11 protein-coding genes and 1 pseudogene are annotated in these 16546 nt (G+C 66.4%); 7 read left to right on the top strand and 5 right to left on the bottom strand.

Going from position 1 to position 16546, the window contains the following annotated elements; translation table 11 throughout:
* Positions 1-98 precede the first annotated feature (98 nt).
* The 4 genes from FG93_RS12290 (at position 99) to trxA (ending at position 7799) form a co-directional block, all read left to right on the top strand.
* A complete protein-coding gene (locus tag FG93_RS12290; RefSeq protein WP_052513682.1) occupies positions 99-806 on the top strand; it encodes a nucleotidyltransferase family protein in 708 nt (235 codons plus the stop codon).
* A complete protein-coding gene (gene addB / locus FG93_RS12285) occupies positions 799-3909 on the top strand; it encodes a double-strand break repair protein AddB (protein ID WP_043234818.1) in 3111 nt (1036 codons plus the stop codon). The genes FG93_RS12290 and addB overlap by 8 nt, the downstream gene beginning before the upstream one ends.
* Complete coding sequence (gene addA, locus FG93_RS12280) at positions 3906-7370, top strand: double-strand break repair helicase AddA (protein WP_043234816.1); 3465 nt, start codon at positions 3906-3908, stop codon at positions 7368-7370. Before addB ends, addA begins: the two co-directional genes overlap by 4 nt.
* 108 nt (positions 7371-7478) lie before the next feature.
* Positions 7479-7799, top strand: a complete 321-nt coding sequence (gene trxA / locus FG93_RS12275; RefSeq protein ID WP_043235061.1) for a thioredoxin — start codon at positions 7479-7481, stop codon at positions 7797-7799.
* A gap of 93 nt (positions 7800-7892) precedes the next feature.
* On the opposite strand, the gene FG93_RS12270 is transcribed toward trxA, so the two are convergent.
* Positions 7893-8291: a DoxX family protein gene (locus FG93_RS12270; RefSeq protein WP_043234815.1), complete on the bottom strand. Its 399-nt coding sequence runs from the start codon at positions 8289-8291 to the stop codon at positions 7893-7895.
* A gap of 484 nt (positions 8292-8775) precedes the next feature.
* On the opposite strand from FG93_RS12270, the gene FG93_RS12265 reads away from it, so the two are divergent.
* Positions 8776-10776 carry a transglycosylase domain-containing protein gene (locus FG93_RS12265; protein ID WP_244448608.1) on the top strand — a complete coding sequence of 667 codons (2001 nt, stop codon included), beginning with the start codon at positions 8776-8778 and terminating at the stop codon, positions 10774-10776.
* A gap of 5 nt (positions 10777-10781) precedes the next feature.
* Here the strand turns inward: FG93_RS12265 and FG93_RS12260 are convergent, their stop codons facing one another.
* The 3 genes from FG93_RS12260 to FG93_RS12250 all read right to left on the bottom strand — a co-directional run bounded on the left by FG93_RS12260 (position 10782) and on the right by FG93_RS12250 (position 14151).
* Positions 10782-11978 (bottom strand): multidrug effflux MFS transporter, encoded by a 1197-nt coding sequence (locus tag FG93_RS12260; RefSeq protein ID WP_244448592.1) that lies wholly within the window; start codon positions 11976-11978, stop codon positions 10782-10784.
* An 88-nt stretch (positions 11979-12066) separates the two neighbouring features.
* The gene (locus FG93_RS12255; protein ID WP_043234811.1) at positions 12067-12807 is read right to left on the bottom strand and encodes a M48 family metallopeptidase; all 741 of its coding nucleotides are present in this window, start codon (positions 12805-12807) and stop codon (positions 12067-12069) included.
* Between the two features lie 42 nt (positions 12808-12849).
* Positions 12850-14151: a polyhydroxyalkanoate depolymerase gene (locus FG93_RS12250; protein ID WP_043235060.1), complete on the bottom strand. Its 1302-nt coding sequence runs from the start codon at positions 14149-14151 to the stop codon at positions 12850-12852.
* A gap of 190 nt (positions 14152-14341) precedes the next feature.
* On the opposite strand from FG93_RS12250, the gene FG93_RS12245 reads away from it, so the two are divergent.
* Together FG93_RS12245 and FG93_RS12240 are read left to right on the top strand one after the other, a co-directional pair.
* A complete protein-coding gene (locus FG93_RS12245; RefSeq protein WP_052513681.1) occupies positions 14342-15712 on the top strand; it encodes an ActS/PrrB/RegB family redox-sensitive histidine kinase in 1371 nt (456 codons plus the stop codon).
* Between the two features lie 62 nt (positions 15713-15774).
* Complete coding sequence (locus tag FG93_RS12240) at positions 15775-16329, top strand: ActR/PrrA/RegA family redox response regulator transcription factor (protein WP_043234810.1); 555 nt, start codon at positions 15775-15777, stop codon at positions 16327-16329.
* A 76-nt stretch (positions 16330-16405) separates the two neighbouring features.
* Here FG93_RS12240 and FG93_RS33580 read toward each other — a convergent pair.
* Positions 16406-16546, bottom strand: a pseudogene (locus FG93_RS33580) (IS630 family transposase); the annotation flags it as partial.

Genomic DNA, 16546 nt, shown 5'->3' with positions numbered 1-16546 from the left:
GCGACAAGCGCGGCCTCGGCGCGCTATGGATCGCGCAGATTCATCGCAATCAGGAGATTCGCGTGACTGAGACGGGTTCGCGGCCGATCCGCCGGGCCATGGTGCTGGCGGCAGGCATTGGCCAGCGCATGCGCCCGATCACCGACAGCCTGCCGAAGCCCCTGGTCCGGATCGGCGGCAAGGCCATGCTCGATCACGCGCTCGACCGACTCGCCGAAGCGGGTGTCACCGAGGCCGTCGTCAATGTCCACCACCTCGCCGAACAGATCGAGGCTCACCTCGCCGGACGCACGCATCCCCGGATCGTCATCTCGGACGAGCGCGACGAGCTGCTTGAGACCGGCGGCGGCGTGAAGAAGGCCCTCCTCCTGCTCGGCACCGAACCATTCTTCCACGTCAACTCCGACTCGCTCTGGAGCGAGACCGGCATCTCGAACATCGCGGCCATGGCGGAGGCCTGGGCGCCGGCGGCCATGGACATGCTGATGCTGCTCGCCCGGCGCGAGGACAGTGTCGGCTTCGACGGCGCCGGCGACTTCTTCCAGGATGCGGACGGCCGGCTGACACGGCGCGGGCAGGCGCCAAATGCACCCGTCGTCTATGCCGGGGTGATCATCATGAAACCCGAGATCTTTGCCGATACACCCGAGGGCTCGTTTTCGCTCAACCTGCTCTTTGACCGGCTCATCGCGCGAAAGCGCCTGTTCGGGCATGTTCTGCAGGGCCAGTGGCTGCATGTCGGCACGCCGGAAGCGATCGCGCCGGCAGAAGATGCATTCGCGGCAGCCCAGAGCTTCCATGCCTGAGCTCAACCTGTTCACCATCCCCGCTGGCACAGCGTTCCTCGACGTGCTGGCGCAGGCGGTGCTGGACGGACGTTTCGGCCAGGTCTACGTGCCGGATGATCCGGCAGCGATGGCTCGCGCGACGCTCTATCTCCCGACGCGACGGGCGGCGCGGGCCCTGGTCGCCGGCCTTTCCGCAAGGCTTGGCGGCAAGCCGCTGCTGCTGCCACGCATCGTGCCGCTCGGCGATGTCGACGAGGCCGAGACCGCACTGATCGGCGCGGGCGGGTGGGATGGCGCGCGCATCGGGCCGATCGACCCGCTGGCGCGGCGCATGCTGCTGGCGCGGCTGGTCGATAGCTGGGGGCGCACGGCGAACCGCAGCCACCTGAAGCTCGACCCGTCAGAGCCCTCGCTCGTGCCCTCGACGTTGGCCGAGGCCTGGGGGCTGGCCGGCGACCTTGCCGCCCTGCTTGACCAGATGCAGACCGAAGGCGTGCCGGTCGAGCGGCTGGCGACGCTTGACGCCGCTCGTTTCGACCAGGTCTGGCAGCTCAATGCGAGCTTCCTGGCCATTCTGGGCGAGGCCTGGCCGAAGATCCTCGAAAGCCGCGATGCCTGCGATCCGGCAGAGTTTCGCAACCGCATGCTCGAGGCCGAACGCCAACGGCTGCTTTCCGGTAGCGTAACCGGGCCGATCATCGCTGCGGGCTCCACCGGCACGATCCCAGCCACCGCGCGGCTTCTCGCAGCGATCGCTGGGATGCCCAATGGCGCGGTCGTACTGCCCGATCTCGACCTCGACCTGGCTCAGCTCGCCTGGGAGGCGGTCGAGAAGGAGCCCGCACCGTCCCATCCGCAGGCAGCGTTGCATCGGCTGCTCGGCACATTGAAAGCCGGCCGTGACGACGCCCGGCCGCTGGCCAGGCCGGAACCGGGCCTCGCGGCCCGCGCGGCGCTGCTGCGCGAGGCGATGCTTCCGGCATCGGTCACGGAATGCTGGGCCGATCTCGCGACGCGCGTCTCCCTCAGCGAGGCTGAAGCAGCCTTCGATGGGATCAGCATCGTCGAGACAGCCGACGAGCGCGAGGAGGCGCTGGCAGTTGCCATCGCGCTCCGTGAAACGCTGGAAGAGGGCGGCAAGCAAGCCGCACTGATCACGCCCGATCGCGGTCTCGCCGAGCGGGTCGCCGTGGAACTCCGGCGCTGGGGCATCGAAGCCGATGATTCTGCTGGACTGCCGCTGGCGCGCTGGCCCGCAGGCGCCCTGCTGCGCCTCCTGCTGGAGGCCGCGCGAGCCCAGATGACACCGGCCAGCCTCGTTCCCTTGCTGGCCCACCCGCTTTGCCGGCTCGGACTGTCGCGACAGACCGTGGCCCAGGGCGCCGCGGCACTCGAGATCGGCGCCTGGCGGGGCGAAGCTGTCGCAAAGGGATTTGCGGGCCTGCGCAGCAGTTTCGCGGCGATTCCGGGGCTGATGCAGGACCGGCATGCGCCGGCGCCGCGCAAACGCTTGAACAGCGCGGACCTCGCCGCCGCGGGCCTGGTCCTTGATGCGCTCGACACCGCCATGGCGCCGCTGCTCGCAGCATGGGCCGCCCCCTTGCCGGCCTTCGCTACCGTCGTCACGGCAAGCCGCGATGCGCTGGTCGCGCTCAGCCGGGCGGAGAATGGCGCCACGCTCGCCTTCGTCGGGCCGGACGGCGAGGCGCTCGCAGGGCTGTTCGACCAGATCGACGGCGCCCTCCCCGATGCGCCGGAGACCGGCCATGCCCGCGATGTCATCGCGATCCTCGACAGTCTGCTGGCCGAGACGGCGGTCAGGCGCGGCGGCGCAGGCCATCCTCGCGTCAAGATCTGGGGCTTGCTGGAAGCGCGCCTGCTGGAAGCCGACCATGTCGTGCTGGGCGGCCTTGTCGAGACCGTCTGGCCGCCGGAGGCCAAGACCGATTCCTTCCTGAACCGGCCGATGCGCGCCGAACTGGGCTTGAGCCCTCCCGAACGGCGCATCGGCCAGACCGCGCATGATTTCATCCAGGGCGCGATGGCGCAGCGGGTGACCCTGACCCGCGCGCGCAAGGCCGGCGAGGCCGAGACCATCGCCTCTCGCTTCTGGCAAAGGCTGAAGGCGGTCACGCCGCAGGATGTCTGGAACGGCGCCGCCGCCAGGGGAGCGCGTCTGACGGGCCTTGCTTCACTGCTGAGCAAACCCACCGACACCAAACCCATTGGCCGCCCTGCGCCGCGGCCCGCGCGCCAGCTCCAGCCTGTCGCGCTCAGCGTGACCGAGGTCGAGACGCTCTACCGCGACCCCTACCAGATCTTTGCCCGCAAGATCCTGAAGCTCGACGCCCTTCCGGAGCTTGTTGGTGACCCCGGCGCCAGCGATCGCGGCAACCTGCTGCACGATATTGTCGGGAGTTTCGCGGAGACCTATCCGGAGCAATTGCCCCCCGACTCACTCCATCAGCTGATCGCAATCGGCGAGCGCCTGTTCCAGGCGTTTGACGATACGCCCGAAGTCCGCGCCTTCTGGTGGCCGCGCTTCCTGCTGACCGCCGGTCATTTCATCGGCTGGGAGGAGCGCCGGCGCGGTGAGTTGGTGCGGGTTGCGGTCGAACGCGGAACCGCAGCGACGTTCAAGCTGCCGGACGGCGCGGAGTTCCGGCTGAGCGGGCGGGCCGACCGAATCGAGATCACGCGGCAGCCCGCGCTGCGAATCATCGACTTCAAGACCGGAGCTCCCCCAAGCAAGGCGCAGGTCGAGAAGGGCTTTGCGCCGCAATTGACACTGGAAGCCGAGCTCGCGGCGCGAGCCGGCTTTCGCGAGGATATTCTTCCCGCACCGGTCGACGCGCTGCTCTATCTCAAGCTCCATCATGATCCGAAGGGCTGGGCCAAGGACAAGCCGCTCGAGTTCGATGGCGAACCGCTGGCCGATGTCGCCGCGCGCCATCTCGAACGGCTGATCGAGCATCTCCATGCCCTGCGCAGCGGACGCGAAGCCTATGTCTCGCGGCGCGCGCCCGACTACATCAAATATGCCAGCCCCTATGACCAGCTCGCGCGGGTCAAGGAGTGGTCGGCCGCACCGGATGGCGACGAGCCCGGAGGCGAAGCATGAAGCCCGGCTGGATCGTCCCCCCGCAGACCAACCAGCGCCAGGCACTTGCCGCACGGCCCGATCTCAGCGCCTGGGTCTCGGCCAATGCCGGTTCAGGCAAGACGCATGTGCTGGTCAACCGCGTGTTGCGGCTGCTGCTCGATGGTGTCGCGCCGGCCCGGATGCTCTGCATCACCTACACCAAGGCCGCAGCGGCCAATATGGCGAACCGGGTGTTCAAGGCGCTCGGCGCCTGGGCGACGATGCCGGATGGCGCGCTTTCGGCGGCGCTGGAAGCCCTGACCGGCGAGCGAGCGACGGCGCGGCAGCGGGCAGGCGCGCGCCGGCTCTTTGCCGAGGCGCTGGAGACGCCGGGCGGGCTCAGGATCGAAACCATCCACGCCTTCTGCACGCGCGTGCTGCAATCTGCGCCCTTCGAGGCGAATGTACCGCCGCGCTTCGAGGTTGCCGACGACCTCGCTCAGGCCGAATTGCTGCACGACGCAAGGCGCGAATTGCTCGCCGCCATTGCCGCCGATCCCGCCGGCGCAGAGGCTCGGGCACTCGACCTGCTGGCCAGGCAGGCGGCGCAGGACACCTTTGACGCGATGATGCAGGAAGCCTTGCGCCAGCGCACCCTGTTCAGCGATGCAGAGGGCCGCGCTCGCTCGGCGCAGGAGATGCGCGAGGGCATTTCAGGTTTCCTGGGAATTGCACCGGACCTGACGAATGACGCGGTGCTGGCCGATTTCCGGAGCCGTCTTGCCTCCGCTCCTGGCCTTGCCGGTCTTGTCACGGCGCTGGAAGCCGGCAGCGCGACCCGGCAGAAATTTGCGGCTGCGCTGCGCAGTCTGAGCGCCCCGCAATTCGAGGGCGACCCGATCGCGACCTGCCGATCCGGCTTCATCACGGCCGAAGGCACGGTCAACGCACATATCAGGGGCAAGGGAAAGTCCGAACTCGAGCCGGCGCTGATGGCCGTTCTCGACGCGCTCGCCGATCTCCTGCTCGGCGCAATCGACCAGCTCAACGCCGTCGCCATCCGCGATCGCAGTCACGCGCTCGCGCTGCTGGTGACAAGGATGCTCGCCTCCTATCAGCGGCTGAAGAGCGAGCGCTCGCTGCTCGACTATGACGACCTGATCGCCAAGACGCGCTCGCTGCTTTCGCGCGTCGAGGCCGCCTGGGTGCTCTACAAGCTCGATGCCGGCATCGATCACATCCTGCTCGACGAGGCGCAGGACACCAGCGAGGCGCAATGGGCGATCCTGGGCGCGCTCGCCGACGAGTTCACGGGCGGACGGGGCACGCGGGCAGAGGGCCTAAAACCCCGGACGATCTTCGTCGTCGGCGATGAGAAGCAGTCGATCTACGGCTTCCAGGGCGCCGCGCCGGGCGCCTTCGGCGAGCAGCGCACCCGGCTCGGGCTGAACATCCAGCAGGCAGAGCTCGCATTCGAGGCGGTGAGCCTCAACACCTCCTTCCGCTCTGCGCCTGACATCATGCGGGCAGTGGACATCGTCTTCGCGGTGGCGGAGCATGCCCGCGGGCTGGTCTTCGACGGCAGCGCCCGACCGGAGGTGCATGACACCGTGCGCCAGGCCGACCCGGGCGCCGTCGATCTCTGGCCGCTATCCGCCGACGACCAGAGCGAGCCGCCGGACGCCTGGACGACCCCGGTCGACGCGCCCGAGCAGCGCAGCGGGACCGTGAAGCTCGCGACGCGCATCGCCGACGTGCTGGCACGCTGGACGCGCAGCGGGCACGATGATCTCGGGCAAGGCTTCAAGCCCGGCGATGTGATGATCCTGCTGCGCCAGCGCGGGCCGCTGTTCGAGGCGATCGTCAAAGCCCTGAAGGATGCGGGCGTGCCGGTGACCGGCCGCGATCGCTTGAGCCTCGCGACACATCCGGCAGTCGAAGACCTGGTCGCACTCGGCCGGGCGCTGCTCCTGCCCGATGACGACCTGTCGCTGGCCATCGCCCTGAAGACGCCATTGCTCGGCCTCGACGACGATGATCTCCTGCGCTTCGCGCCGGAGCGAAAGGGCTCGCTGCGCAATGCCCTGCGCAGCATCGGCGAAAGCGAACCGCGCTTCGCTGCCATCGAAGCGCGGCTTTCCCAACTCGGTGACGACGCAGGGCGCACCGGGCCCTTTCGCTTCTTTGCGCAGCTGCTCGGGCCGGAAGGCGGGCGCAATCTCGCTCTGGCTCGGCTTGGCGCCGAGGCTGGCGACGCGCTCGACGCCTTCCTCAACGCGGCACTCGACTATGAGCGGCGGCACGGCCCATCGCTCGCCGGCTTCCTGCACCACATCACCCAGGCCGGGACGGAGGTTAAGCGCGATCTTTCCAGTAGCGCAGGCGAAGTGCGCGTCATGACCGTGCACGGATCGAAGGGACTGGAGGCGAAGATCGTGATCCTCGCCGATCTCGCCCCCGAGCCTGGCGCCAAACGCTTGCCGAAGATACTCGCCGTGGAACCTCCCAGGGGCAAACTCGTGCCGATCTGGCCCCCGGCCAGGGCCGACGATGCGGAGGCAACCCGCAGGGCAAAGGCGCAGGTCGTCGACCAGCTTGCCGAGGAGCATCATCGCCTCCTCTATGTCGCGATGACCCGGGCCGAGGACCGACTGATCGTCTGCGGAGCACAGGCGAAAGGCGAAGCGCCGCCGGGAAGCTGGTATGCGATGATCGAAAGCGGACTTTCGCTCGCGACATCGGGCCTGCAGGAGGTCTCGGCACCCGACGGAACCGGCACGATTCGGCGCTTCATGGTCTCGGCACCGAAGCCCAGCGATACTGGGGAGGAGGCGCCGTCCAAGGCGGTGCTCGCCGAACCCAGCTGGCTCCGCGCCTCCGCGCCCGCCGAACATGAACCGTTACCCCCGCTCAAGCCGTCGAATGCGATCAGCGCCGCCGATGCGGCCGAGCGGCCGGGCGACGGCCCGTTCCTTGCCGAGGCTGCGCAAGCCGGCCGGCTGGCGCATCTGCTCCTGCAGATCCTGCCGGATGTCGATGAGCCGGGGCGCAGCGCGACGGCGCGGGCGCTTGCCACCCTGCGCGGAGCCGGCTTGCCTGACGCAAGACGCGAGGCGGTCATCGGCCAGACGCTGGCGTTGCTTCGCGATCCCACACTTTCCGCCCTGTTTTCATCCGGATCGCTGGCTGAGGTGCCGATTGCCGGCGAGATCACGCTTGCGAATGGTGCGGTGCGCGCCGTCTCGGGCCAGATCGACCGGCTCGCCGTCACGGAGAACGAGGTGCTGATCGCCGATTTCAAGACGGCGTCACGCCCGCCGGCCGATGAAACGGCGATCCCGCCCGCGACGCAGGCACAGCTTGCCGTCTATCGTGCCCTGATCGGGCAGATCTATCCCGGGCGCCGGGTGCGGACCTTGGTGATCTACACCGCGACGCTCGCAACGTTGGAGCCGCAAGCCGCTGCACTCGATGCTGTGCTGGCGAATTTGGCAGGGTAGCCCTGCTTCAATGCAAGGCCGACGAAACTTGACCCGGGCTGCCCGCGTTCATAGCTTCGGAGGCGAATGCAGCAGTGCTGCGAACTGCTTTTGAAAGGCGATGAAGCCATGGCGACGAACAAGGTAACCGATGCGAGCTTCGAGGCGGATGTCCTCAAGTCGAGCGAGCCGGTCGTGGTCGATTTCTGGGCCGAGTGGTGCGGCCCCTGCCGGATGATCGGCCCGGCGCTCGAGGAGATCGCCGGGGAAATGGCCGGCAAGGTCAAGATCGTGAAGATGAATGTCGATGAGAACCAGGCGATTCCCGCCCAGTTCGGCATCCGCTCGATTCCGACCCTGATGCTGTTCAAGGACGGCAAGCTGGCCTCCCAGAAGGTCGGCGCGGCCCCGAAGAGCGACCTTTCGCGCTGGATTTCGGCCTCGGTCTGAGTTCTGCCGGGCTGTCGGGCCCAATAATCAGCCCGCCTTCCGCGAGGGAGGCGGGCTTTCTGTTGGGCGAATAGCGCCCATTCGATCGGAGAATCAGCCCTTCGAGCGGGAATCGACGCTCCAGGCGCCTGCTCCGGCGAAGACCAGGTAAAGGAAGATGAAGCAGTAGAGGATTGCCGCATCGCCGCCGTTGAGCAGCGGGTAGATGCTGCGCGGTGCGTGGAACATCCAGTAGGCATAGGCCATTTCGCCAGCCAGCACGAAGGCGACGGGACGGGTCCACAGGCCGATCAGGATCAGGAAGCCGCCAAAGGCCTCCAGAATGGCGCCGAACCAGAACAGCGTGAAGGCGCCGGGCAGGCCGCTGGCGGGCGCGGCCGGGAAACCAAAGAGCTTCTGGGTGCCATGGATGATGAAGATCAGCGCGGTCACGATGCGCAAAACGGCGAGAGCCTGCGGCGCATAGCGGCTCAGGGAGTTGGAGGCTTGCATTCGGACATAACCTTCTGGGTCGCGGAAGCTCGAGTCTATCGGAACAGTCTGGATTCGGGCCGAATTGCGGGATCGAATCGAGGCTGCGCGGCGAAGTTGTCCGGTTTCTAACGGTTTTCAATTCACAAGAACGTTTGCACTGCAACATTCCTTTCGGGAGTGCCAGGCTTGACGCAATTGCCACAAGTGCGAGTCATCGCTGCTCCGGGTCGCTGCCGAAATCCGGATTCCCTTAACCGGCCCTTAAAAGCGCCATGTTTGACTCCTGTGTGACGTTCGCGCGTTTTCGGTGCAAAGGCGCGGTTTCACGGGGCTGTAACGGGGCAGAATGAACGATCGGGCAAGACGAGGCGGCGAGCGGCGTGAGCCGTCCTTCGAGAGCGGGCGGAACGAGAGTTCCGACGCCTTCGACATGCGCCTCTCCGCCGATGATCGCTCGAGCCGCAGCCATCGCGGCGCCGCACGTCAGGAGCCGAGAGAAGAGATGCCGAAGATCCGCAAGGGCAGCGGAAATGGCGGTGGCCGGCGGCGTGGCCGCAAGCGCCGCTCCTTCCTCGGCCGGATGATGTACTGGACGCTGGTCCTCGGACTCTGGTGCGTCATCGGTGTCGGCGGGCTGGTAGCCTATCACGCGGCGCAATTGCCGCCGATCAACCAGCTTACCGTACCAAAGCGGCCTCCGAACGTCGCGATCCTCGCCGCCGACGGCTCGCTGCTCGCCAATCGCGGCGAGACTGGCGGGCGTACCGTGACGCTTGGCGAGGTTCCGCCCTATCTGCCCAAGGCCTTCGTCGCGATCGAGGATCGGCGCTTCTACGAGCATTTCGGCATCGACCCGATCGGTATCGCCCGCGCCCTGGTGCGTAACGTCACCAACCGAGGAGGCGGCGTCCAGGGCGGCTCCACCCTGACGCAACAGCTCGCCAAGAACCTGTTCCTGACCCAGGACCGCACGGCCGCGCGCAAGATCCAGGAAGCGATCCTGGCGCTGTGGCTGGAGCAGACCTACAGCAAGGACCAGATCCTCGAGCTTTATCTCAACCGCGTCTATTTCGGCTCAGGCGCTTATGGCGTCGAGGCGGCGGCCCAGCGCTATTTCAACAAGTCCGCCCGCTCGGTCACCGTCCCCGAAGCCGCCATGCTGGCGGGCCTGGTGCAGGCGCCGTCGCGGCTCGCTCCCAACCGCAATCCCGATGCCGCCGAGAAGCGGGCGCAGCTCGTGATCACCGCCATGGCCGAGCAGGGCTTCGTCACCCAGGCTGCGGCGAAATCGGCATTGGTCGCGCCGGCAGAAGCGGCCGAACGCGTCGGCGCCGGTTCGGTGAACTACGCGGCCGATTACGTCATGGACGTGCTCGACGATTTCATCGGTGCGGTCGAGGGCGACGTCACCGTGCTGACGACGATCGATCCGAAACTGCAGACCGCGGCCGAAACCACCCTTGTCGAGTCGCTTGCCGCCCAGGGTGGGAAGCTGAATGCCAGCCAGGGTGCCGTCGTTTCCATGGCGCCGGACGGGGCCCTGCGCGCGCTGATCGGCGGACGCGACTACACCAAGAGCCAGTTCAACCGCGCGACCGCCGCCAAACGTCAGCCGGGCTCATCCTTCAAGCCCTTCGTCTATCTGACTGCGATCGAGCATGGCCTGACGCCGGACGCGATCCGCGACGATTCCCCGGTCTCGATCAAGGGCTGGCAGCCGGAAAACAACAGTCGCACCTATCGCGGCCCGGTGACGTTGCAGACCGCCTTCGCCCACTCGATCAACACCGTCGCGGTGAAGCTGAACCAGGAGGTGACGCCGAAGGAGGTCGTTCGCACCGCGCAGCGGCTCGGCATTTCCTCGGGCCTTCAGGCCAATGGCTCGCTGGCGCTCGGCACCTCGGAAGTGACGCCGATCGAGCTCACGACGGCCTATGCCAGCTTCGCCAATGGCGGGCAGTCGGTGCTGCCTTATGTCATTCGCGAGGTGAAGTCGGTTTCGGGCAAGGTGATCTATGCCCGCAAGGCCACGAATTTCGGCACGGTGGTGCAGCCGCAGGTGCTGCCAATGGTCAACGCCATGTTCCACGAGACCATGACGAGCGGCTCGGGCAGCAAGGGCAATCTTGCCGGCTGGGAGGTCGGCGGCAAGTCGGGCACCACGCAGGATTTCCGCGATGCCTGGTTCGTCGGCTTCACCTCCAAGCTGGTGACCGCCGTCTGGGTCGGCAATGACGACAACAGCGCGATGAAGCGGGTCTATGGCAGCGGATTGCCGCTCGAAGTCTGGGGCAAATACATGAAGGCCGCCCATGTCGGCCTGCAGCCGTCGCCTTTGCCGGGCGGGCTGTGGCGCGCAGGGCCGAAATCGATCTTCGATGGTGGCGCGCCAGTGGCCGGCATGCAGCCGCCAGCGCAGACCCAGACGGCAGGCTCCGACCGCGCCTGGGTGCCGCCTGCGCCACAGGAGAAGAACTTCCTCCAGCGGCTGTTCGGCGGTTGAGTCTTTCAGGTCCTGGCCGCTCTGACCTTGCGCGAGGCGTGAAACAGGACCAGTGCCGACACGCCGAGCAGTGACATCATCGCGGGCAGCGGCAGGGCGGAGTCGGTCAGCAGCTTGCCGACGACAAGACCGACACAGGCCGAGAACAGCATCTGGCAGAGCCCGACGAAGGATGACGCAGCTCCGGCGCGATCCGGAAAGGGCATCAGCGCCGAGGCCTGGGCCTGCGGCATGCTGAGCCCGATGCCGATCGCATAGATCGCCCAGGGTACCGTGACGCCGAGCGCACCGCCAAAGCCGGCGGTGAGGCATAGCAGCATGCTCAGCCCGCCCGCCGCCAGAAAAGCCACGCCGAGCGCAATGACGCCGTCCAGCCCATGCCTGCCGACGAGACGCTGGGCGATGATCGTGCCCAGGATGAAGCCGAGCACCCCGAACCCGAAAGACAGGCCGTAATCGCGCGGCGTCAGCCCGTAGATGCTGATCAGCACAAAAGACGAGCCGGAGATGAAGGCGAAGAGTCCGCCATAGGCCAAGGCCGTGATCGCGACATAGACACGATAGGGACGGTTCCTGAGCAACACGCCGAAGCTACGGAAAATCGCCAACAGCGACAGCCGCTCCGATGAACGCGTGCGGATGGTTTCCGGCAGGAACAGGATGATCACGACCGCCAGCAGCAGCGCGAGGGCCAGCGTCGCGATAAAGGTCGAGCGCCAGCCGAAGGCCGCCTGCAGGATGCCGCCAATCGCCGGCGCGACGGCTGGGACCAACCCCATGATCATGCCCATGCGGGCGAATTCCCGGCCGGCGCGCGGCCCCTCATAGAGATCCCTGACCATGGCGCGGCCAAGCACAATCGGCCCGGAAGCGCCGAGTGCCTGCAGGACCCGGCCTGCGACCAGCCACTCGATCGAGGGCGCGAGGGCGCAAAGGAGGGTCGCGACCAGGAAGAGCGCCAGACCGGTGAGGAGCACTGGCTTGCGCCCCAATCGGTCCGAGAGCGGCCCCCAGACGATCTGGCCTCCGGCGAAACCGAACAGAAAGGCGGAGAGCGTCGCCTGCGCCCCCGCAATATCCGTGCCCATGACGCGAACGATCTCGGGCAGGGACGGCAGATAGAAATCGGTCGAGAGCGGCCCGAGGGCCGTCAGCATGGCAAGCACGGCGGTCATTGCCAACGTGTCGGGGCGCAGCTTCACGGAACCATCCCTGTTTCGGCTGATGCCGGGTTAGGGGAGGTTGCGTCTCAAGTCGAGCCGAGCCCCTGTGGCCCAGGCAGCCTCAGCTTCAGCCGTAGCCGTGCAGCCCGGCGCCATGGCGCTTCAGCCAGGCTTCCGCTTCTTCGGTCCGCGGGCAGAGCTTATGCGTCAGCGCCCAGAAGCGGTGGGAATGGTTCATCTCCTTGAGATGCGCGACTTCATGGGCCGCGAGATAGTCGAGCACCAGGGGCGGCGCGAGGATCAGGCGCCAGGAGAAATTCAGGTGCCCCTTCGACGAACAGGAGCCCCAGCGGCTCGTGGTATCGCGGATCGTGATCTTGCGGGCGGGGATGCCGAGCGTCGCCGTGTGGTGCCTGACCGCACGCTCGAGATCCTCGAGTGCCGCGCGGCGCAGGAAATCCTTGACCCGGCGCGCGACATGGGCCGCTTCGCCGGCCACCGCGATGATGGCGGAACCATCCTTGTCGGTGGTGGCATGGGTAATACCGCGCACCTTTGACCAATGCACGATACGGTGAGGCGCGCCGCGAAAGGGCACGACCTGTCCCGGCTCGAAGGGCACTGAAAGCGGACGCCTGGCGAGCTTTGCCGCGATCCAGCCGCCATGATTCTCGGCGAAGACCTTGCCGGTGAGGAAGTCTGCCCGCTCCGGCAGAGTCAGTGTGATCTCGCCCGTCGCCTGCGAGACACGCAATGTCATCCGCCGCGCTGCCGCGCGCCGCTTCACCGCAACGGAAAACAGCGTACCGGCATGAGCAACCTCGATCCGATCCGGATCAGGCTGGCGCTTGAACAGGGAGAGCCGCATCGCCCGCAATTGTGCTGGATTCGCCGGCGATGCGGAAGGGCTTCAGTTCGCGATCTTCAAGGCTTTGCGCGCGACGGCGGCACTGTCGTCCCGACGAACCTTGGCCGCTTCCATGTCGAGGCTGACCATGAAATCGGAAATGCGCGGCGCGATTTCGGCGCGGAAGCGCGAGCCGTTGAAGACGCCGTAATGGCCGACGCCCTTCTGGAGATAATGGACGCGCTTGTCGGCCGGGATATTGGCGCAGAGATCATGGGCAGCCTGTGTCTGGCCGACACCCGAGATATCGTCGTTCTCGCCCTCGACCGTCATCAGCGCGACACGACGAATGGCTTTCAGATCAACCGGCTTGTCGCGGTGCATCATGGTGCCCTTGGGCAGGGCATGCTGGACGAACACGGTATCGACCGTCTGGAGATAGAATTCCGCCGTCAGATCCATGACCGCGAGATACTCGTCATAGAAATCGCGGTGCTTCTCGGCCGAATCGCCATCTCCGGCGATGAGGTGCTTGTACATCTCGTAATGGGCCGAGACGTGCCGGTCGATATTCATGGCCATGAAGCCCGAAAGCTGCATGAATCCGGGATAGACCTCCCGGAACGCGCCCATATGCGGGAACGGCACCATGGTGATGCAGTTGCGGCGGAACCATTCGGTGCCGCGCTCCATGGCAAGCTGGTTGACCGCAGTGGGCGAGCGGCGGGTATCGATCGGACCACCCATCAGGGTCATCGACCGCGGCGCACTGGGATCATTCTCCGCTTCCATCCGCGCGATCGCGGCAATCACCGGGACGGCAGGCTGGCAGACGGCCATGACATGGGTGTCGGGGCCGAGCGTCTGCAGCATGCCGACGACGTAGTCGATATAATCGTCGAGATCGAAGCGCCCGGCGGCGAGCGGCACCAGACGGGCATCCGTCCAGTCGGTGATGTAGACCTCATGGCCGGGCAGGAAGGCCTCGACCGTGCCTCTCAGCAACGTAGCATAGTGGCCGGACATCGGCGCAACCAGCAGAACCTTGGGCTGCGGCTTGCGCCGCCCGGCGATCTTGCGGTCGAAATAGACCAGCTTGCAGAAGGGCCGCTCCCAGACGACGCGCTCCTCGACGGCCACCTTGACGCCATCGATCGTGGTCTCGTTCAGATCGAAGGCGGGCTTGCCGTAGCGCCGCGTCATCCGTTCGAACAGTTCGCACGACGCAGCAACCGTGCGGCCGAGCGGCGTGTAGGTCAGCGGATTGGCTGGGTTCTTGAACGCCAGCTGCAGCGCATCCGACATGCCACGAACGGGCGCGACCATCGTATGAACCGCTTCGTAGGCGTGATAAGCGAACGACATGGCAGCTCCATACATGCGGCGATGTCTCCCCGGTGCCGGATGCACCTGATGATGCGCCGCAACAAACAGCGCAGCCTAGATTGTTTCTGCTCTCATTCAATCCGGCTAAAGGCTAAGATTTCCCTTCAATGCCAAATTGCCACAGTTTTGCACTGCAAAACCCCAGCCCGTCATCGGATGCCTGGGCGTCATGACCGTCCCTGATGCCGATCTTCCGCCGCTGGCGCGATCCAGCCGCCATTTGCGCCTCGACACCCTGGTGCGGCTGCGCTGGCTTGCAATCGCCGGCCAGAGCCTCGCGGTCGCCGGCGTGCATTTCGGGCTCGGCTTCACCCTGCCGTTCGGCTGGTGTTTCCTCGCCATCGCAATCTCCGCCTGGCTGAACATTGCGCTGCGCATTCGCTTTCCGCTCAGCCACCGGCTGCGCGAGGATGCGGCGACTGCGCTCTTGGCCTTCGACATCATCCAGCTCGCGGCCCTGCTCTACCTGACCGGCGGTCTGCAGAACCCCTTCGCAATTCTGTTCCTGGCGCCGGTGATGATTTCGGCGACCGCCTTGCCGCCGCAGCGCACCATGCTGCTCGGGCTCCTGGCGGTCGTGCTGGCGAGCGTGCTCAACTTCACGCATCTGCCCCTGCCCTGGGCCGGGCCCAACCGGCCGGTATTGCCGCCGTTCTACCAGGCCGGCACCTGGATCGCGCTCGTGCTCGGGCTCGGCTTCACCGGCATCTATGCCTGGCGCGTCGCCAAGGAAGCGCGCGACCTCTCGGAGGCCCTCGCTGCGACCGAGTTGGTCCTGGCACGCGAACAGCATCTTTCACAGCTCGACGGCCTCGCCGCCGCAGCCGCGCATGAACTCGGCACGCCACTCGCGACGATCGCTCTGGTGGCACGTGAATTGTCACGGCTGGCCCCGCCGGAAGGCGAGATGGCGGAGGATATCACGCTGCTGCGCGAGCAGGTCGAGCGCTGTCGCGGCATCCTCGGCAAGCTCACCTCGCTTCAGGACGACGATGCCGGCCCGCTCGACCAACTCTCCCTGCGCCTGCTGATCGAGGAGACGGCCGGCCCGCAGCGGCCGTTCGGCGTGCCGTTCCGGATCGAGATGATCGGCGACAAGCCGGAGCCCGTCTGCCGGCGCAACCCGGGCATGATCTACGGCCTCGGCAACATCGTCGACAATGCCGTCGACTTTGCCCGGTCCGAGGTGGCGATCATCGCACAATGGACCGACACGCATGTCATGCTGACCATCGCCGATGATGGCCCGGGGTTTCCTCCCGACGTCCTGATGCGCGCCGGCGAGCCTTATCTCTCCCGCGCAGCGGCAGAAAGTCGCGCCGGCGGCGGTTTGGGTCTGGGGCTTTTCATTGCAAAGACGCTGCTGGAACGCGGCGGCGCAGCGCTTGAATTTTCGAATCTGCCATCCCCGGCGAGCGGCGCGTCCGTCCGTATGGTCTGGCCGAGGGCGGTGTTCGAGGCCGACGCAAAACCTTCCGGGTCTTCAAAACGGGGGGAAATGCCACTACCTGAGGGTGACGGCCCCTTCTCGCCGTCCTGATGCGCGAAGCCCATGATCGCGTTACAATTCCGCCGGCCCGAACCGGTGGCAGGAGAGTTGAGATGCAACAGGCGCTGAACGACGCCGCCCAATCGGACATGACCCTGCTGCTCGTCGACGACGACAAGCCGTTCCTGACCCGGCTCGCGCGGGCAATGGAAGGGCGGGGTTACTCCGTACGCATCGCCGAAAGTGTCTCGGCCGGTCTTGCTGCTGTCGAGGAAGAGGCTCCGGCCTTTGCTGTCATCGATCTGCGCCTTGCCGACGGTAACGGGCTCGATGTTATCGCCCGCCTGAAGGAGCGGCGGCCTGACGCGCGCGGTATCGTGCTGACCGGTTACGGTAACATCGCGACCGCCGTCAGTGCCGTGAAGCTCGGTGCCTTCGATTTCCTTGCAAAACCCGCTGACGCTGACGAAATCCACTCCGCCCTGGCAGCCGCGCGCGATTCGCGGCCGATGCCGCCGGAAAATCCGATGTCGGCCGATCGTGTCCGCTGGGAACATATCCAGCGTGTCTACGAGCTGTGCAGCCGCAATGTCTCCGAGACGGCGCGGCGGCTTGGGATGCATCGGCGCACCCTGCAGCGCATCCTGGCGAAGCGCGCGCCGCGCTAAGGCATCGGCCCGAAAAGTGGATTGCGGTTTTCGGGGCAAAGCCGATGCAAACACAGAAGCTTAGATCATCGGACGTTTAATCGTACGCATACCCGACATGTTTGAAGAGGTTTTGGCACTCTTGCGGCTTGAATAGGTCGCAGATGTTGCCGACGGCCTTCCAGAGCGCATCGAAGGTTCTGGCCTGCGCCTTTCGGAGATGCGCCTTGAGCTTGGC

Source organism: Allobosea sp. LC85 (assembly GCF_000735605.1).
GTDB lineage: Bacteria > Pseudomonadota > Alphaproteobacteria > Rhizobiales > Beijerinckiaceae > Allobosea.
The sequence above is the reverse complement of the archived record's forward strand: the minus strand, read 5'-3'. Positions and strand labels throughout refer to the sequence as shown.